The sequence below is a fragment of the Pseudomonas sp. LBUM1670 genome, assembly GCF_059695695.1.
On the sequence record NZ_CP166783.1, the window covers coordinates 5,354,590 to 5,369,880 of the forward strand.

15 protein-coding genes are annotated in these 15,291 nt (G+C 59.3%); 5 read left to right on the forward strand and 10 right to left on the reverse strand.

The features are described from left to right. Window positions 1-34 precede the first annotated feature (34 nt). The 7 genes from ACA073_RS24500 to tkt all read right to left on the reverse strand — a co-directional run bounded on the left by ACA073_RS24500 (window position 35) and on the right by tkt (window position 7,074). The gene (locus tag ACA073_RS24500) at window positions 35-400 is read right to left on the reverse strand and encodes a hypothetical protein (protein ID WP_497400109.1); all 366 of its coding nucleotides are present in this window, start codon (window positions 398-400) and stop codon (window positions 35-37) included. Between the two features lie 284 nt (window positions 401-684). Further along, on the reverse strand, window positions 685-1,749 hold the full coding sequence (gene fba / locus ACA073_RS24505) for a class II fructose-bisphosphate aldolase (protein ID WP_053163154.1): 1,065 nt from the start codon (window positions 1,747-1,749) through the stop codon (window positions 685-687). A gap of 282 nt (window positions 1,750-2,031) precedes the next feature. Beyond that, the gene (locus ACA073_RS24510) at window positions 2,032-2,364 is read right to left on the reverse strand and encodes an MliC family protein (protein WP_497400111.1); all 333 of its coding nucleotides are present in this window, start codon (window positions 2,362-2,364) and stop codon (window positions 2,032-2,034) included. A gap of 56 nt (window positions 2,365-2,420) precedes the next feature. After that, window positions 2,421-2,642 (reverse strand): hypothetical protein, encoded by a 222-nt coding sequence (locus ACA073_RS24515; protein ID WP_497400113.1) that lies wholly within the window; start codon window positions 2,640-2,642, stop codon window positions 2,421-2,423. Between the two features lie 34 nt (window positions 2,643-2,676). After that, a complete protein-coding gene (locus ACA073_RS24520) occupies window positions 2,677-3,840 on the reverse strand; it encodes a phosphoglycerate kinase (RefSeq protein ID WP_497400115.1) in 1,164 nt (387 codons plus the stop codon). 26 nt (window positions 3,841-3,866) lie between these two features. Continuing rightward, on the reverse strand, window positions 3,867-4,925 hold the full coding sequence (gene epd, locus ACA073_RS24525) for an erythrose-4-phosphate dehydrogenase (protein WP_497400117.1): 1,059 nt from the start codon (window positions 4,923-4,925) through the stop codon (window positions 3,867-3,869). A 151-nt stretch (window positions 4,926-5,076) separates the two neighbouring features. Continuing rightward, the gene (gene tkt / locus ACA073_RS24530) at window positions 5,077-7,074 is read right to left on the reverse strand and encodes a transketolase (RefSeq protein ID WP_497400119.1); all 1,998 of its coding nucleotides are present in this window, start codon (window positions 7,072-7,074) and stop codon (window positions 5,077-5,079) included. A gap of 273 nt (window positions 7,075-7,347) precedes the next feature. Between tkt and ACA073_RS24535 the strand changes: the two genes are divergently transcribed. The 4 genes from ACA073_RS24535 to ACA073_RS24550 all read left to right on the forward strand — a co-directional run bounded on the left by ACA073_RS24535 (window position 7,348) and on the right by ACA073_RS24550 (window position 11,967). Continuing rightward, on the forward strand, window positions 7,348-8,343 hold the full coding sequence (locus ACA073_RS24535; RefSeq protein WP_497400121.1) for an ArsR/SmtB family transcription factor: 996 nt from the start codon (window positions 7,348-7,350) through the stop codon (window positions 8,341-8,343). 18 nt (window positions 8,344-8,361) lie between these two features. Next, window positions 8,362-9,552, forward strand: coding sequence for a methionine adenosyltransferase (gene metK / locus ACA073_RS24540; protein ID WP_461952852.1), 1,191 nt, complete (start codon window positions 8,362-8,364; stop codon window positions 9,550-9,552). Window positions 9,553-9,822: 270 nt separating this feature from the next. Then, window positions 9,823-11,496, forward strand: a complete 1,674-nt coding sequence (ligB, locus tag ACA073_RS24545; RefSeq protein WP_497400123.1) for an NAD-dependent DNA ligase LigB — start codon at window positions 9,823-9,825, stop codon at window positions 11,494-11,496. 90 nt (window positions 11,497-11,586) lie between these two features. Next, window positions 11,587-11,967 carry a DUF1090 domain-containing protein gene (locus ACA073_RS24550; RefSeq protein WP_497400125.1) on the forward strand — a complete coding sequence of 127 codons (381 nt, stop codon included), beginning with the start codon at window positions 11,587-11,589 and terminating at the stop codon, window positions 11,965-11,967. Window positions 11,968-12,084: 117 nt separating this feature from the next. Here ACA073_RS24550 and ACA073_RS24555 read toward each other — a convergent pair whose 3' ends face one another. Next, window positions 12,085-12,534, reverse strand: a complete 450-nt coding sequence (locus ACA073_RS24555; protein WP_497400127.1) for a c-type cytochrome — start codon at window positions 12,532-12,534, stop codon at window positions 12,085-12,087. 128 nt (window positions 12,535-12,662) lie between these two features. Here ACA073_RS24555 and mltA point away from each other — a divergent pair, with 128 nt between their 5' ends. Continuing rightward, a complete protein-coding gene (gene mltA / locus ACA073_RS24560) occupies window positions 12,663-13,847 on the forward strand; it encodes a murein transglycosylase A (protein WP_497400129.1) in 1,185 nt (394 codons plus the stop codon). Between the two features lie 127 nt (window positions 13,848-13,974). Here mltA and ACA073_RS24565 read toward each other — a convergent pair whose 3' ends face one another. Then, window positions 13,975-14,358, reverse strand: a complete 384-nt coding sequence (locus tag ACA073_RS24565) for an MAPEG family protein (protein ID WP_461952847.1) — start codon at window positions 14,356-14,358, stop codon at window positions 13,975-13,977. Window positions 14,359-14,413: 55 nt separating this feature from the next. Then, entirely contained in the window at window positions 14,414-15,247 is an 834-nt protein-coding gene (locus tag ACA073_RS24570) for an EamA family transporter (RefSeq protein WP_497400131.1), read from the reverse strand. Window positions 15,248-15,291: the final 44 nt, after the last annotated feature.

Genomic DNA, 15,291 nt, shown 5'->3' on the forward strand with positions numbered 1-15,291 from the left:
TGCGCAAACTTGGAAGCCAGGTCCTTTGTTTTTTTTACAGAAATTTGACAGTAGGTGGAGTGAATAAAAAGGCTTGTTTTACATTGGTCGGAGACTCCACCGTGTACTTCATGGCTATGGCACTTGCATTACGAAAACCAAGCACGTGATTGACCATCTTCGTTTCTCCAGGACCGATTGGAAAAACACTCATCTTTTGTTGTGGCGCTTGAACATAAACGTATGATTGCGACACCCCTTTGTTCGTAATGTTAAATTGGACCTGTACCGAGGCAGGCCCAAGTGAAGTGAAACCTTTGGTAAGGGTCTTCTGGTCGCTGTCGTAAATCCAGCTGGTTTCTAACGGGGAAGATTCATCGTTAGCACCAAGCCCAGTCTCGTCATTTGTATTGGCTGTCATTTTTCAATATCCCTATGTAAAAACAGAAAACCGAGCAAAGCGACAGGGCATTTTCAATCACTCTGCCAACTTTTTAATCGGACTGCGTCAAAATAGGTGGTTTGTCGATCAAAGTCGCCTGTCACAAATGACAGTTTTTTATAAAAAATAGCTATAACAGCAGTAACGGGAACACGTTTCGCGACCTCATCTTCAGAACGAAACCGGAGGTGGTAACATCGTTTTTTGGGACAAAAAAAACCCGCATCTCTGCGGGTTTTTTGTATTACTTACACGCTCGGCTATCAATTAACCTTAGCGTTCAACTCACCTTTCAGATAACGCTGATACATCCCTTCCAACGAAATCGCCTTGATCTTCGAAGCATTGCCGGCAGTACCGAAAGCTTCGTAGCGAGCGATACACACATCACGCATCGCAGTCACAGTCGCGCCGAAGAACTTACGCGGATCAAACTCGCTCGGATTGGTGGCCATCAGGCGACGCATTGCGCCGGTGGATGCCAGGCGCAGGTCGGTGTCGATGTTGACCTTGCGCACGCCGTGCTTGATGCCTTCGACGATTTCTTCAACCGGTACGCCGTAGGTTTCTTTGATGTCGCCGCCGTACTGGTTGATGATCGCCAGCCATTCTTGCGGAACCGAAGACGAACCGTGCATCACCAGGTGGGTGTTCGGGATGCGTTTGTGGATCTCTTTGATGCGGTCGATGGCCAGCACGTCGCCGGTAGGCGGCTTGGTGAACTTGTACGCGCCGTGGCTGGTGCCGATGGCGATGGCCAGGGCGTCGACCTGGGTGCGCTTGACGAAGTCAGCGGCTTCTTCCGGGTCGGTCAGCATCTGGCTGTGATCCAGAACGCCTTCGGCGCCGATGCCGTCTTCTTCACCGGCCATGCCGGTTTCCAGCGAACCCAGGCAGCCCAGCTCGCCTTCTACCGAAACGCCGCAGGCGTGAGCCAGGGCTACGGTTTGTTGGGTGACGCGCACGTTGTAGTCGTAGTCGGTCGGGGTCTTGCCGTCTTCGCCCAGGGAACCGTCCATCATCACCGAGCTGAAGCCCAGTTGGATGGAGCGCTGGCAGACGTCAGGGCTGGTGCCGTGGTCCTGGTGCATGCACACCGGGATGTGCGGGAATTCTTCGATTGCCGCCAGGATCAGGTGACGCAGGAACGGCGCGCCGGCGTATTTGCGAGCACCGGCCGAGGCCTGGACGATCACCGGGGAGTCAGTCTTGTCAGCGGCTTCCATGATGGCGCGCATCTGCTCAAGGTTGTTGACGTTGAAAGCTGGAACGCCGTAGCCGAACTCGGCTGCGTGGTCCAGCATCTGGCGCATGCTGATAAGTGCCATTGTGTGTGTCTCTCCCGGTTTGGGTCGTTAATCGTGCCAGCCTGCCGGAGCGGCGGCGGCTATTCAAGTTTTTGCAGATCGGGGGTTGGGCCCTGTCCGCTCATTCGGTACTACAAAAATCTTCAGAACTGCACAGAACCACTGTGGGAGCGGGCTTGCTCGCGAATGCGGTTTCACATTCAACATTGATGCCGGCTGACCAACGCTTTCGCGAGCAAGCCCGCTCCCACATTTGGATCTGCTTCCACATTAGGTCTGTGGTGTTGCAAAAATTCTGTGGCCTTACTGCGCTTTACAACCGCGGCCGATCAAATCGTTGGTGGCGACCCAGTACACCAGGCCTTCCTCACCTTTTACGTGAAACGCCAACATGTCGTTGCTGTACAGCGAACCTTCCGCGCCCGGCTCAAGCTTCAGGCGGTAGACCTGATCGGCCCCGCCGAGGCGCACGTCGACGGCCTTGTGGCTGTCGTCAGTGTAGCGCCAGAGCACTTTGGCCCGGCTGTCGCAGGTCCAGGCGGTCCAGTTGTCCGTCGATTCGGCCGGCTTGAACAGGTTGAAATTCGAGCAACCTGCCAGCAGTGCCAGCGCCGTAATGGCGATAAAACCTTTCATCCGTGTTCCTCGGCTGACAGCGCACGCCACCAGCCCTGAGTAAGGAGTCAGACCCGTCAAGGGCAACCATGTTCCTTGGCAGGTGTCTGTGTTTCGTATTTGTCCAGGCCATCAGGCCCGGAACGCTTGTTGATCACCGGGTTGGTTTCCGCTTGCCAGTCAGCCTGGTAGCAGCCTTTTTCAACCGATTGCGGCGCAGGTTCCGGCTTGGCTTTCGGGTTACTCCCGCAAGCCGCCAGCGAACCCGCAACGATCAACAGCGCCAGCGTCTTGACCATCTGAACACTCCCTTTCCCGGTCAAATCAGCGACCTCAGGCCTTGGCCCGGCTTTCCAGGACTTCCACCGCCGGCAACACTTTGCCTTCGACGAATTCAAGGAACGCGCCGCCGCCGGTAGAAATGTAGGAAATCTGCTCGGCGACGCCATATTTGTCGATGGCCGCCAGGGTGTCGCCGCCGCCCGCGATGGAGAACGCCGAGCTTTCCGCGATGGCCTGGGCCAGCACTTTGGTGCCGTTACCGAACTGGTCGAATTCGAACACGCCGACCGGGCCGTTCCACAGGATGGTCTTGGACGACTTCAGCAGCTCGGCGAAATTCGCCGCGGTCTGTGGGCCGATGTCCAGAATCATGTCGTCTGCCGCCACGTCGGCGATCAGCTTGACGGTCGCGGTGGCGCTTTCAGCGAATTCCTTGGCGACGACAACGTCGACCGGCAGCGGCACGCTGACTTTCGCGGCGATTTCGCGAGCGGTGTCCAGCAGGTCCGGTTCGTACAGGGACTTGCCGACCGGATGACCGGCAGCGGCCAGGAAGGTGTTGGCAATGCCGCCGCCGACGATCAGCTGGTTGCAGATCTGGCTCAGGCTGTTCAGTACGTCGAGCTTGGTCGAGACCTTGGAGCCGGCAACGATGGCGGCCATTGGTTGAGCCGGGGCGCCCAGGGCTTTGCCCAGTGCGTCCAGTTCAGCGGCCAGCAGCGGGCCAGCGGCAGCGACTTTGGCGAACTTGGCCACGCCATGGGTCGAACCCTCGGCACGGTGAGCGGTGCCGAAGGCGTCCATCACGAACACGTCGCACAGGGCGGCGTACTGCTGGGCCAGTTCGTCAGCGTTCTTTTTCTCGCCTTTGTTGAAGCGCACGTTTTCGAACAGGACGATGTCGCCAGCCTTCACGTCAACGCCGCCCAGGTAATCGGCGACCAGCGGCACTTCACGGCCCAGGGCCTTGCTCAGGTAGTCGGCGACAGGTTTGAGGCTGTTTTCGGCCGAGAACTCGCCTTCAGTCGGACGGCCAAGGTGCGAGCAGACCATCACGGCCGCGCCTTTTTCCAGGGCCAGCTTGATGGTCGGCAGCGAGGCCAGGATACGCGCATCGCTGGTGACAACACCGTCCTTGACTGGGACGTTGAGGTCTTCGCGGATCAGTACGCGCTTACCTTGCAGATCGAGGTCGGTCATCTTCAACACGGTCATGGGTCGCAATTCCTGAATAGCTGTTCTTAGAGAGCAGGTTTTTTTGAAGTAGCTGATTGCAGATAGTGATCCGCAACGTCCAGCATTCGGTTGGCAAAACCCCATTCGTTATCGAACCAGGCCAGAATGTTCACCAGCCGCGGGCCGGAAACTCGGGTCTGACTGGCATCGACGATCGCCGAATGTGGGTCATGGTTGAAATCACAGCTTGCATGGGGTAGCTCGGTGTAAGCCAGAAGGCCTTTGAGCGGGCCGCTGGTGGCAGCCTCGCGCAGAATCCGGTTGACCTCGGTGGCGTCGGTATCGCTCACGGTCTGCATCGTAATGTCGAGGCAAGACACGTTCACCGTCGGCACCCGCACGGCTTTGGCCTGAATTCGCCCGGCAAGTTCCGGCATCAGGCGTTCAATGCCGCGCGCCAGACCAGTGGACACCGGAATCACCGACTGGAACGCCGAACGGGTGCGGCGCAGGTCTTCGTGATGATAGGCGTCAATGACGGGCTGATCGTTCATCGCCGAGTGGATGGTGGTGATCGACACGTATTCCAGACCAATGGCCTGATCCAGCAAGCGCAACAACGGCACGCCGCAGTTGGTGGTGCAGGAAGCGTTGGACACCAGCAGTTCTTCGCCGGTCAGGCAATCCTGGTTCACGCCATAGACGATGGTGGCGTCGACATCCGCCTCGCTGGCCATCGGCTGGGAAAACAGTACGCGCGGTGCACCGGCGTCGAGGAAGCGCTGGCCATCTTCACGGGTGTGGTAAGCGCCGGAGCACTCCAGCACCAGATCGACGCCGAGCGACGCCCAATCGATGCCTTCGGGGGTGGCACTGCGCAGGACCTTCACGCAGTCGCCATTAATATGCAGACAATCGCCGTCGACCTTCACCTCGCCGGGAAAACGCCCGTGCGTGGAGTCGAAGCGTGTCAGGTATTCGATGCTGGCCATGTCCGCCAGATCGTTGATCGCGACAATCTCAAACCCAGCCGTCGAGCCTCGCTCGAACAACGCACGCAAGACGCAACGACCAATCCGGCCGTAGCCGTTGAGTGCAACTTTGTAGGGACGCGGTTGAGGCATGGGGTTCTCGATTACCGTGGTGAATCCGTCATTGCAGCGTTGGCCGGACCGGCGCCTTCGCGAGCAAGCCCGCTCCCACATGGACGGGGTACATCCCTGTGGGAGCGGGCTTGCTCGCGAAGGCGGCAGTCCGGACGACGCAACTTCTGGATCAGTCTTCCAGCAGCTCTTCAGCCTGACCCAGGATGTTTTCCAGGGTGAAGCCGAACTCTTCGAACAAGGCTGGCGCAGGCGCCGACTCGCCGTAGGTGGTCATGCCGATGACGCGGCCTTCCAGGCCCACGTACTTGTACCAGTAGTCCGCGTGAGCGGCTTCGATGGCGATACGGGCGCTGACCTGCAACGGCAGAACCGATTGCTTGTAGCCGGCGTCCTGGGCATCGAACACGCTGGTGCAAGGCATCGAAACAACGCGCACTTTGCGACCCTGCTCGGTCAGTTTGTCGTAAGCCTGAACCGCCAGGCCCACTTCCGAACCGGTGGAGATCAGGATCAGCTCAGGCTCGCCTGCGCAGTCCTTCAGCACGTAACCGCCACGGGAGATCTCTTCGATCTGGATCGCGTTGCGGGTTTGGTGCTGCAGGTTCTGACGCGAGAAGATCAAGGCCGAAGGACCGTCGTTGCGCTCCAGGGCGAACTTCCAGGCCACTGCCGATTCAACGGCATCGGCTGGACGCCAGGTGTCGAGGTTCGGCGTGCTGCGCAGGCTGGTCAGTTGCTCGATTGGCTGGTGAGTCGGGCCGTCTTCGCCCAGACCGATAGAGTCGTGGGTGTAAACGAACAGCACGCGCTGCTTCATCAGCGAAGCCATGCGCACGGCGTTGCGCGCGTATTCCATGAACATCAGGAAGGTCGCGCCGTAAGGCACCAGACCGCCGTGCAAAGCCACGCCGTTCATGATCGCGCTCATGCCGAACTCGCGAACGCCGTAGTACACGTAGTTGCCGCTGGCGTCGTCGGCAGTGACGCCTTTGCAACCTTTCCACAGGGTCAGGTTGGAACCGGCCAGGTCAGCGGAGCCGCCGAGGAATTCCGGCAGCATCGGGCCGTAGGCGTTCAGTGCGTTCTGGCTGGCTTTACGGCTGGCGATGGTTTCGCCCTTGGCCGCGACTTCAGCAATATAAGCAGAAGCTTTTTCAGCGAAGTCAGCCGGCAGTTCGCCGCTCAGACGACGGATCAGCTCGTTGGCCAGCTCAGGGAAAGCCGCGGAGTAGGCAGCGAAACGCTGATCCCACTCGGCTTCAACTGCGCGGCCGGCTTCCTTGGCGTCCCACTCGGCATAGATGTTGGCCGGGATTTCAAATGGACCGTGGTTCCATTTCAGCGCCGCACGGGTCAGAGCGATTTCCGCGTCGCCCAATGGGGCACCGTGGCAGTCTTCTTTACCTTGCTTGTTCGGCGAACCGAAACCGATGGTGGTCTTGCAGCAGATCAGGGTTGGCTGCGCGCTTTTGCGAGCAGTCTCGATGGCGATCTTGATCTCTTCAGGGTCATGACCGTCGACGTTGCGAATGACCTGCCAGTTGTAGGCTTCGAAACGCTTTGGCGTGTCATCGGTGAACCAGCCTTCGACTTCGCCGTCGATGGAGATGCCGTTGTCATCGTAGAAGGCGATCAGTTTGCCCAGACCCAAAGTACCGGCGAGCGAGCCGACTTCGTGGGAAATGCCTTCCATCATGCAGCCATCACCCAGGAACACGTAGGTGTGGTGATCGACAACGTTATGGCCCGGACGGTTGAACTGCGCCGCCAGGACTTTTTCTGCCAGGGCGAAACCCACGGCGTTGGCCAGGCCCTGACCCAGTGGACCGGTGGTGGTTTCAACGCCAGGGGTGTAGCCGAGTTCCGGGTGACCCGGGGTGCGGCTGTGCAGCTGGCGGAAGTTTTTCAGGTCATCGATCGACAGGTCGTAGCCGGTCAGGTGCAGCAGCGAGTAGATCAGCATCGAGCCGTGACCGTTGGACAGCACGAAGCGGTCACGGTCGGCGAACGATGGATTGCTCGGGTTGTGCTTCAGGTAGTCACGCCAAAGTACTTCGGCGATATCCGCCATACCCATAGGGGCACCGGGATGGCCGCTGTTGGCTTTTTGCACGGCATCCATGCTGAGGGCACGAATGGCGTTGGCACGCTCACGACGGCTGGGCATCGCTGTTCTCCTGCGGATATTGAATCGAGAGTGAATAAAACGAAACGGAAAAAAGGCGAGCATTTTCCCTCACCGACCTGCCTCGGGGCAATGACAGATAGTCATCTGAAGGCGTTTTTCCGGTGGATAAAGTCGCATTCGCCTGGTGAAACCTTTCCGCTGACGATTTGTAGAGTGACCCTTTCCCCGAGAAGTGCCATCTATCGAGCAATATCAAAACTTTTTGATATTGCTCTTGCGGGGATTTCTGACCATCACTAGACTGCTGGCCCTATGAATTTACGCGTGCCTTCCATTCAACATGACGAGTGCGATGAGCTGGCGGCCCTGTGCAAGGCCGGCGGCGATCCTCTGCGGCTGAATGTATTGCGCGCGCTGGCCAACGATTCGTTCGGCGTACTGGAACTGGCGCAGATCTTTGGCATCGGCCAGTCGGGCATGAGTCATCACCTCAAGGTGCTGGCCCAGGCCGACCTGGTGGCGACGCGTCGCGAAGGCAATGCGATTTTTTACCGTCGCGCCCTGCCCCACACTGATCTGCTGGGCGGCAAGTTGCACGCCGCGCTGCTCGAAGAAGTGGACAACCTGACCCTGCCGGCCGATGTGCGGTCGCGGATCGGTCAGGTCCACGGGCAACGGGCGGCGGCCAGCCAAGACTTTTTCTCACGGGTGGCGGAGAAGTTTCGCGCCCAGCAAGACTTGATTGCCGGCCTGCCGCAGTACCGCGAAAGCGTGGTGGCCTTGCTCGACAAACTGAGCTTCAGTGAAGGGGCCACGGCCATTGAAGTCGGCCCTGGCGACGGCGCTTTTCTGCCGGAACTGGCGCGCCGCTTCACCCACGTCACGGCGCTGGACAACAGCACGGCGATGCTCGAACTGGCGCGCCAGGTCTGCGAACGTGAAACGCTGGCTAACGTCAGCCTGCAACTGGCCGATGCATTGAATGGTGTGAAGCTCAAGGCCGATTGCGTTGTACTGAACATGGTGCTGCACCACTTTGCCGCGCCGGCCGATGCGCTCAAGCACATGGCCGATTTGCTGCAACCGGGCGGTAGCCTGCTCGTGACAGAGTTATGTAGCCACAACCAGAGTTGGGCCAGGGAGGCCTGCGGTGATCTCTGGTTGGGGTTTGAACAGGACGATTTGGCCCGTTGGGCCACCGCTGCGGGACTCGTGCCCGGGGAAAGCCTCTATGTAGGCTTACGTAATGGTTTCCAGATCCAGGTCCGCCATTTTCAGCGACCGGCTGGCGACACTCACCATCGGTAAATTCAGGAAAAAATCGAGATGAGCGAATACTCCCTCTTCACCTCCGAGTCCGTGTCCGAAGGGCATCCGGACAAAATCGCCGACCAGATTTCCGATGCGGTGCTGGACGCCATCATTGCTGAAGACAAGTTCGCCCGTGTGGCGTGCGAGACGCTGGTAAAAACCGGCGTGGCAATCATTGCAGGTGAAGTCACCACGTCGGCCTGGGTCGACCTGGAAGACATCGTCCGTAACGTGATTCTCGACATCGGCTACAACAGTTCCAATGTCGGCTTCGACGGCGCGACTTGCGGCGTGATGAACATCATCGGCAAGCAGTCCCCTGACATCAACCAGGGTGTTGACCGCGCCAAGCCTGAAGATCAGGGCGCCGGCGACCAGGGCTTGATGTTCGGCTACGCCAGCAACGAAACCGACGTGCTGATGCCAGCACCGATCACTTTCTCGCACCAACTGGTGCAGCGCCAGGCCGAAGCCCGTAAATCCGGCCTGCTGCCTTGGTTGCGCCCTGACGCCAAGTCGCAAGTGACCTGCCGTTACGAAGGCGGCAAGGTTGTCGGTATCGACGCCGTTGTACTGTCGACCCAGCACAACCCTGACGTGTCGTACAAAGACCTGCGCGAAGGCGTGATGGAGCTGATCGTCAAGCACGTACTGCCTGCCGACCTGCTGACCAAAGACACCCAGTTCCACATCAACCCGACTGGCCAGTTCATCATCGGTGGCCCGGTGGGTGACTGCGGTCTGACCGGTCGCAAGATCATCGTCGACAGCTACGGCGGCATGGCCCGTCACGGCGGCGGCGCGTTCTCCGGTAAGGATCCATCGAAGGTTGACCGTTCGGCTGCCTACGCCGGTCGTTATGTGGCCAAGAACATCGTCGCTGCCGGCCTGGCCGAGCGTTGCGAGATTCAGGTTTCCTACGCGATCGGTGTTGCTCAACCGACTTCGATCTCGTTGAACACCTTCGGCACCGGCAAAATCAGCGACGACAAAATCGTCAAACTGGTTCGCGAAGTGTTCGACCTGCGTCCATACGCAATCACCACCATGCTCGACCTGCTGCACCCGATGTACCAGGAAACCGCTGCGTACGGCCACTTCGGTCGCACCCCGGGCACCAAGACCGTGGGCGAAGACACCTTCACCACGTTCACCTGGGAAAAAACCGACCGCGCTGACGATCTGCGTCTGGCTGCCGGTCTGTAAGATCTCCCTGGCGGTACCAAAAGCCCTGCACGGTTCGCCGTGCGGGGTTTTTTATTGTCTTTCGCCTGGGACCGTGTCGCCTCTTTCGCGAGCAAGCCCGCTCCCACAATAAACCGCGTTCGTCCAGGCAACTCGGTCAAATGTGGGAGCGGGCTTGCTCGCGAAGAGGCCAGCCCAGTCACCGCCAGAAACACCAGGAAAAACACCCACCCTTCTTGCCCGAAAATACTGACTAGCCTTCAAGCATCCCCTTGAGCAAGGACGCTCACCATGCTTCTGCGCCTGTTTTCTGTTTTCTTCCTGACCTTGATCTACTCAATCTCAAACGCTGCCGATTGTCCCGACTGGCCACCCGCCCGGGCTCTTGACGAAATCACAGCCCTGCAAAAACAAATCGACATTTGGGACGACAGTTATCACCGCCATGGCCGCTCATTGGTCGCCGACGAACTCTACGATCAATCCCGTTCGCGACTGACCGATTGGCGTAAGTGTTTTGACTTGGGCCCGACGCCCGAGCCCTTGCGCACCGCTGGCGGCAAGATCGCCCACCCCATCGCCCACACGGGCCTGGAAAAACTGCGTGATGGCCGTGCAGTCGAAACCTGGCTGCGCGATCGCGAAGACATCTGGATACAACCGAAAGTCGACGGCGTGGCCGTGACGCTGATCTATCGCAACGGCGTGCTGCACCAGGCAATCAGTCGCGGTGACGGTTTACATGGGCAGGACTGGACTGCCTCGGCACAACTTATCCCCGCCATCCCGCGGCAATTGTCACAACCGCGAGACTTGCTGGTTCAAGGCGAACTCTATTGGCGCCTGACCGATCATGTACAAGCCACAGCCGGCAGTCTCAATGCCCGATCCATCGTGGCGGGTCTGATGGCCCGCAAGGAACTCACCCCCGGGCAAGCCGCTGGCATCGGGCTGTTTATCTGGGATTGGCCACAAGGCCCGGTTAGCTTGCCCGCTCGCATCGCCGTTCTGAATGAACTGGGTTTGCCGGGCACGGCGCCTTACAGTCAGCCGGTCCAGACATTTGCCGATGCCGAACGCTGGCGCGATCACTGGTACCGCTCGTCATTACCCTTTGCCAGCGACGGTGTAGTCCTGCGCCAGAGCCAGCGCCCCTCGGCCGAGCGCTGGCAGGCAAAAACACCTTACTGGACCGTCGCCTGGAAATACCCTTTCGCCCAAGCGCTGGCCGAGGTGCGAAAAGTCGAGTTCAAGGTCGGTCGGACCGGACGGATCACACCGGTGCTGGAGCTGAAACCGGTGACGCTCGATGACCGGCAGATAAAACGCGTGAGCGTCAGCTCCCTGCGACGCTGGGAGACACTGGATATTCGCCCCGGAGATCAGGTGTCCATCAGCCTGGCGGGGCTGACCATTCCCAGGCTTGACGGCATCGTCCTTCGAGCCGCTGAACGCGCCGAATTAAACATACCGTTGGCAGCCGACTTTCATCCGTTGAGTTGCTGGCAGCCGACGCCAGGTTGCGAAAGCCAATTCCTCGCACGGCTGGCCTGGCTCAGTGGCAAGCAGGGGCTGGCCTTACCTCATGTCGGTCCCGGCACCTGGGAGAAACTTCTCGAAACAGGCCGCCTGAACGGCCTGCTGGATTGGTTGACCCTCGATGCTCAAGAGCTTGCTAACATTGACGGCTTCGGCGAGCGCAGCACGACTCGTCTTTTAAACAGTTTCAACAGCGCCCGCCAACGTCCTTTTGCTCACTGGCTCAAAGCCCTGGGATTACCGCCGACCGGCCAGGCGCAGCTTGCCGATTCATGGCAGGCACTGGCACAACGAAACACCGAACAATGGCAGGCCGAAGCCGGCATCGGCCCGGGACGCGCGGCGCAATTGAGTGCATTCTTCCGCGACCCGCAGGTCCTGGCCTTGAGTGACACATTACGCGCGGCGGGAATCGACGGGTTCTAGCGACCGCGATTGCTCGCCCGCCTGGGAACCCAAAGGTGCCGACGGGCTCAAACGCCCATCGCCACGATTGCACTTGCACATGGAGCTTTTATGAAACTTCTTTCACCACTCGCCCTGCTGGCTTTTTGCGGTGTGATGGCCGCCGAAGAGGCCCCGGGCCTGACCGGTTGCGCCGCCAAGAAACAGGGCATCATCAACCAGATCGAACTGGCCAAATCCCACGGCAACGCCGATCAGCAGGCGGGCCTGGAAACAGCCCTGAGCGAAGTCACCGCTCATTGCACCGATGCTTCGTTGAAGAAGGAGCGGGAAAACAAGGTCCTCGACGCCAAGCATGAAGTCAGTCAGCGTCAGGCCGACCTGGACAAAGCCATGAAGAAAGGCGACCCCGAGAGGATCAACAAGCGCAAAGACAAACTCGCCGAGTCCCGCAAGGAATTGCAGGACGCGCTGGACGAGTTGGATAAGTAAGAAGAGGACTGTGGCGATCTTCAGGCGGCCTTCGCGAGCAAGCCCGCTCCCACAAGGATTGCGCCGCACCTGTGGGAGCGGGCTTGCCCGCGAAGACGTCAGCAAAAGCACCGCAATTTAATGATCCCGAAACTCTTTATGGCACGCACTGCAGGCATCTTCGACTTTCTGCACCGCCGGCCCGAGGTTACTGGCCTTGTAAGGCTGAACCTTGCTGGCAATCACCAATTCACCGGTGGTGGCTTCAAGGGTGCGGGCCATTTCCTGAAAGCGTGCCTGTTTCTGCCAGACATCACTTTTGGCGCTGGTGTGTTCTTCTTCGCGCACTTGCGGGAAATGTTTCCACGGCTCATGGGACAGTGCATCGAGCTTCACCGCGCCGTCAGCGAACTTCGGACCGTCGAATGGAATGCGGCCGCGCAACATGCCGCCCAGGTCTTCGCCGGTCTTGAGCATTTGCTTGAAGATCGCCTTGCGCTGACCCAGCGGCGAATTCGGATCGACACCGCCGCATGCGGACAAGGTCAGGCAGGCCAGCAATACAACGGAAAGTCTTTTAAATGTCATGGTGGCTTCAGGTCACGGGAAACGGCGGCCAGTATCCTCGCGTCACCGACAAAGACCAATAGCCCTATTATCAATACGGGTTGTTCGAGCGCTGGGAGCACTCGCGCAACCGGCAAAGGAATTACTCCATGAACAGCCGTTTCAAGGCATGGCGTCATCGCCTCGCCTGGACCCTTCCGCTAGTGGCCGTGCTCGCAGGCTGCACCGGTGGTGACAACAACAAACCGAAAACCCACGCACTGGCGACATATTCCAGCGCCACCTGGGAAGCACTGCCGGCAGTGTCCGATAACGATCTGGTCGCCGGTTTCGGTTCGTGGCGCAGCGCCTGCACCCGACTCAAGGCCGATCCGGTCTGGGGCTCGACCTGCGCCGCTGCCGCCAATGTGCCGCAAACCGCCAACGACATTCGCGGCTTCCTCAAAAAGAACCTCGACGTCTACGGCCTGCGCGCCGCCAACGACAATCCCAACGGCTTGATCACCGGTTACTACGAACCGGTCTACCCCGGCAGCCTGACCCAGACTGCGGTCGCGAACATCCCGGTGTATGGCGTGCCCGAGGACATGATCATCGTCTCCCTGGACAGCATTTACCCGGAGCTCAAAGGCAAACGCCTGCGCGGACGACTTGAAGGTCGCGTGCTCAAGCCTTACGACGATGCGGCAACGATTGAAACCAAAGGGGTCAAGGCGCCGGTGGTGGCGTGGCTGACCGACCCCATGAATCTGCAATTCCTGCAAATCCAGGGCTCCGGTCGCATCCAGCTCAATGACGGCCGCCAATTGCGCATCGCTTATGCCGACCAGAATGGCCATCCCTATCGACCGATCGGCCGCTGGTTGGTGGAACAAGGCGAGCTGAAGAAAGAAGACGTGACCATGGGTGCGATCAGCAACTGGGCCAAGGCCAATCCGACGCGCATTCCGGAGCTGCTCGGCAGCAACCCCAGCTATGTGTTCTTCACCCGCAACCCGGACAGCAACGAAGGCCCTCGCGGCTCGCTGAATGTTCCGTTGACCGCAGGTTATAGCGCCGCAGTGGACCGCAAAGTGATTCCGCTGGGCAGTCTGATGTGGTTATCCACAACACGGCCCGACGGCACGGCGCTGGTTCGCCCGGTGGCAGCCCAGGACACCGGCGGCGCGATTGCCGGTGAGGTTCGGGCGGATCTGTTCTGGGGCACCGGGGAAGCGGCCGGGCAATTGGCCGGAGACATGAAACAGCAGGGTCAGATCTGGATGTTATGGCCCAAAGGCGCGGCGCTGCCGCAAGTGCCGCAGGTGGCTGATGCAGATAAAGGCAATCCTTGAAATCTGCAGCGGCTGATAGATAGCTTTCGCGAGCAAGCCCGCTCCCACATTGGATTTGCGTCGTTCACAAATTCCATGTGGGAGCGGGCTTGCTGGCGAAGGGGTCAATACAAACACCGCAGATCCGTCAGACAGAAACCACAAAGAAACTGACAATCAACCCCAGCCCCACAAACCACACCAACGACCGCAAAATATGCCAGTCCGCCAGGTAGCAAATGATGTACAGCAACCGGCTGGTGATAAACAGAACCGACAGCACATTGATCGTCACCAGCTCGGCATTGCCAGCCAGATGCGCCACGATCACCGCCGCAGCGAACGCCGGGGTGATTTCAAAACTGTTCAGTTGCGCCGCATGCGCGCGCCTGCCCAAACCTTCCAGCGAATCGAGAAAGTCCCGGGGATCATGGTTGTCTTTCAGCCTGTAACCGCCACTGATCTTGGCCACGCCCGTGCACAGGTAAGGCAGGAAAATCGCGATCAAAATGCACCACAGAGCAACCGTCATAAAGTCATCCCTTCTTCAAGTTTCATGCGTCGAGCTTTCGTCGACAGTGAGCCCGTCAAAACTTCATCACCAACATACCGATCAACACCAGCCCACAGGCCAGGAGCCGTGGCCGGCCGAAAGGTTCTTTCAGGTAGCGCATGCCAAACAGCACCACCAGAATCACGCTGATCTCGCGCAAGGCCGCCGCTTCGGCAATCGAACCCAACTGCATCGCCCACAGCACCAGAGCGTAGCTGAACAACACGCAAAACCCGACCGCCAATCCAAGCCGCCACTGTTCACGCCAGAACAGCATGAACGCCGGTCGCTTGCGCACCAGCGCCAGTAAGGGAAACGGCCAGGCGCTGAGCAACGTCACCCAGACCAGGTAATCCAGCGGATGCGACCAGCGCCGCAACGCCTGGCCGTCGATAAAGGTGTAGCAGCCAATGCACAGACCGATCAGCGCTACCACCGGCAGCATCGACCACGGCAAACGTGCGCCGCCACCGCCCTGCCACAGCAAGCACAGCATGCCGAACGGGATCAGCAGGATTCCGAAGATCTGCTGATGGGTCAGCACTTCCCCGGCAAAAACCAGCGTCAGAGCCAGCACCACCAGCGGCGACAGTCCGCGCATCAATGGATAGACCAGCCCCAGATCACCGACCCGATAGGCCTGAATCAGCAAATAGCGATAGAGCAACTCGAACGCCGCCGACGCCAGGATCCACGGCCAGATTTCAATCGGCGGCAACGCCACGAAAGGCAGCATCAGGGCGACGAACAACATCGCCACGCTGTCCATGCAGGCCACGACCAACAACCGTTCCGCACTGAATTTAATCAGCGTATTCCACGCCGCATGCAACAGCGCCGCCGCCAACACCAAAGCAGTCGCAAGCACGGCACACTCCTTTTGTAATCGCCGCGATCCCTTGTAGGAGCGAG

Excerpts from the sequence above, each read along its gene's own strand:
- ACA073_RS24520 (WP_497400115.1), bottom strand. The coding sequence starts at position 3,840 with ATGACCGTGTTGAAGATGACCGACCTCGATCTGCAAGGTAAGCGCGTA.
- ligB (WP_497400123.1), top strand. The coding sequence starts at position 9,823 with ATGCTTCTGCGCCTGTTTTCTGTTTTCTTCCTGACCTTGATCTACTCA.
- epd (WP_497400117.1), bottom strand. The coding sequence starts at position 4,925 with ATGCCTCAACCGCGTCCCTACAAAGTTGCACTCAACGGCTACGGCCGG.
- fba (WP_053163154.1), bottom strand. The coding sequence starts at position 1,749 with ATGGCACTTATCAGCATGCGCCAGATGCTGGACCACGCAGCCGAGTTC.
- ACA073_RS24550 (WP_497400125.1), top strand. The coding sequence starts at position 11,587 with ATGAAACTTCTTTCACCACTCGCCCTGCTGGCTTTTTGCGGTGTGATG.
- ACA073_RS24515 (WP_497400113.1), bottom strand. The coding sequence starts at position 2,642 with ATGGTCAAGACGCTGGCGCTGTTGATCGTTGCGGGTTCGCTGGCGGCT.
- tkt (WP_497400119.1), bottom strand. The coding sequence starts at position 7,074 with ATGCCCAGCCGTCGTGAGCGTGCCAACGCCATTCGTGCCCTCAGCATG.
- mltA (WP_497400129.1), top strand. The coding sequence starts at position 12,663 with ATGAACAGCCGTTTCAAGGCATGGCGTCATCGCCTCGCCTGGACCCTT.
- ACA073_RS24535 (WP_497400121.1), top strand. The coding sequence starts at position 7,348 with ATGAATTTACGCGTGCCTTCCATTCAACATGACGAGTGCGATGAGCTG.
- metK (WP_461952852.1), top strand. The coding sequence starts at position 8,362 with ATGAGCGAATACTCCCTCTTCACCTCCGAGTCCGTGTCCGAAGGGCAT.
- ACA073_RS24565 (WP_461952847.1), bottom strand. The coding sequence starts at position 14,358 with ATGACGGTTGCTCTGTGGTGCATTTTGATCGCGATTTTCCTGCCTTAC.
- ACA073_RS24555 (WP_497400127.1), bottom strand. The coding sequence starts at position 12,534 with ATGACATTTAAAAGACTTTCCGTTGTATTGCTGGCCTGCCTGACCTTG.
- ACA073_RS24500 (WP_497400109.1), bottom strand. The coding sequence starts at position 400 with ATGACAGCCAATACAAATGACGAGACTGGGCTTGGTGCTAACGATGAA.
- ACA073_RS24510 (WP_497400111.1), bottom strand. The coding sequence starts at position 2,364 with ATGAAAGGTTTTATCGCCATTACGGCGCTGGCACTGCTGGCAGGTTGC.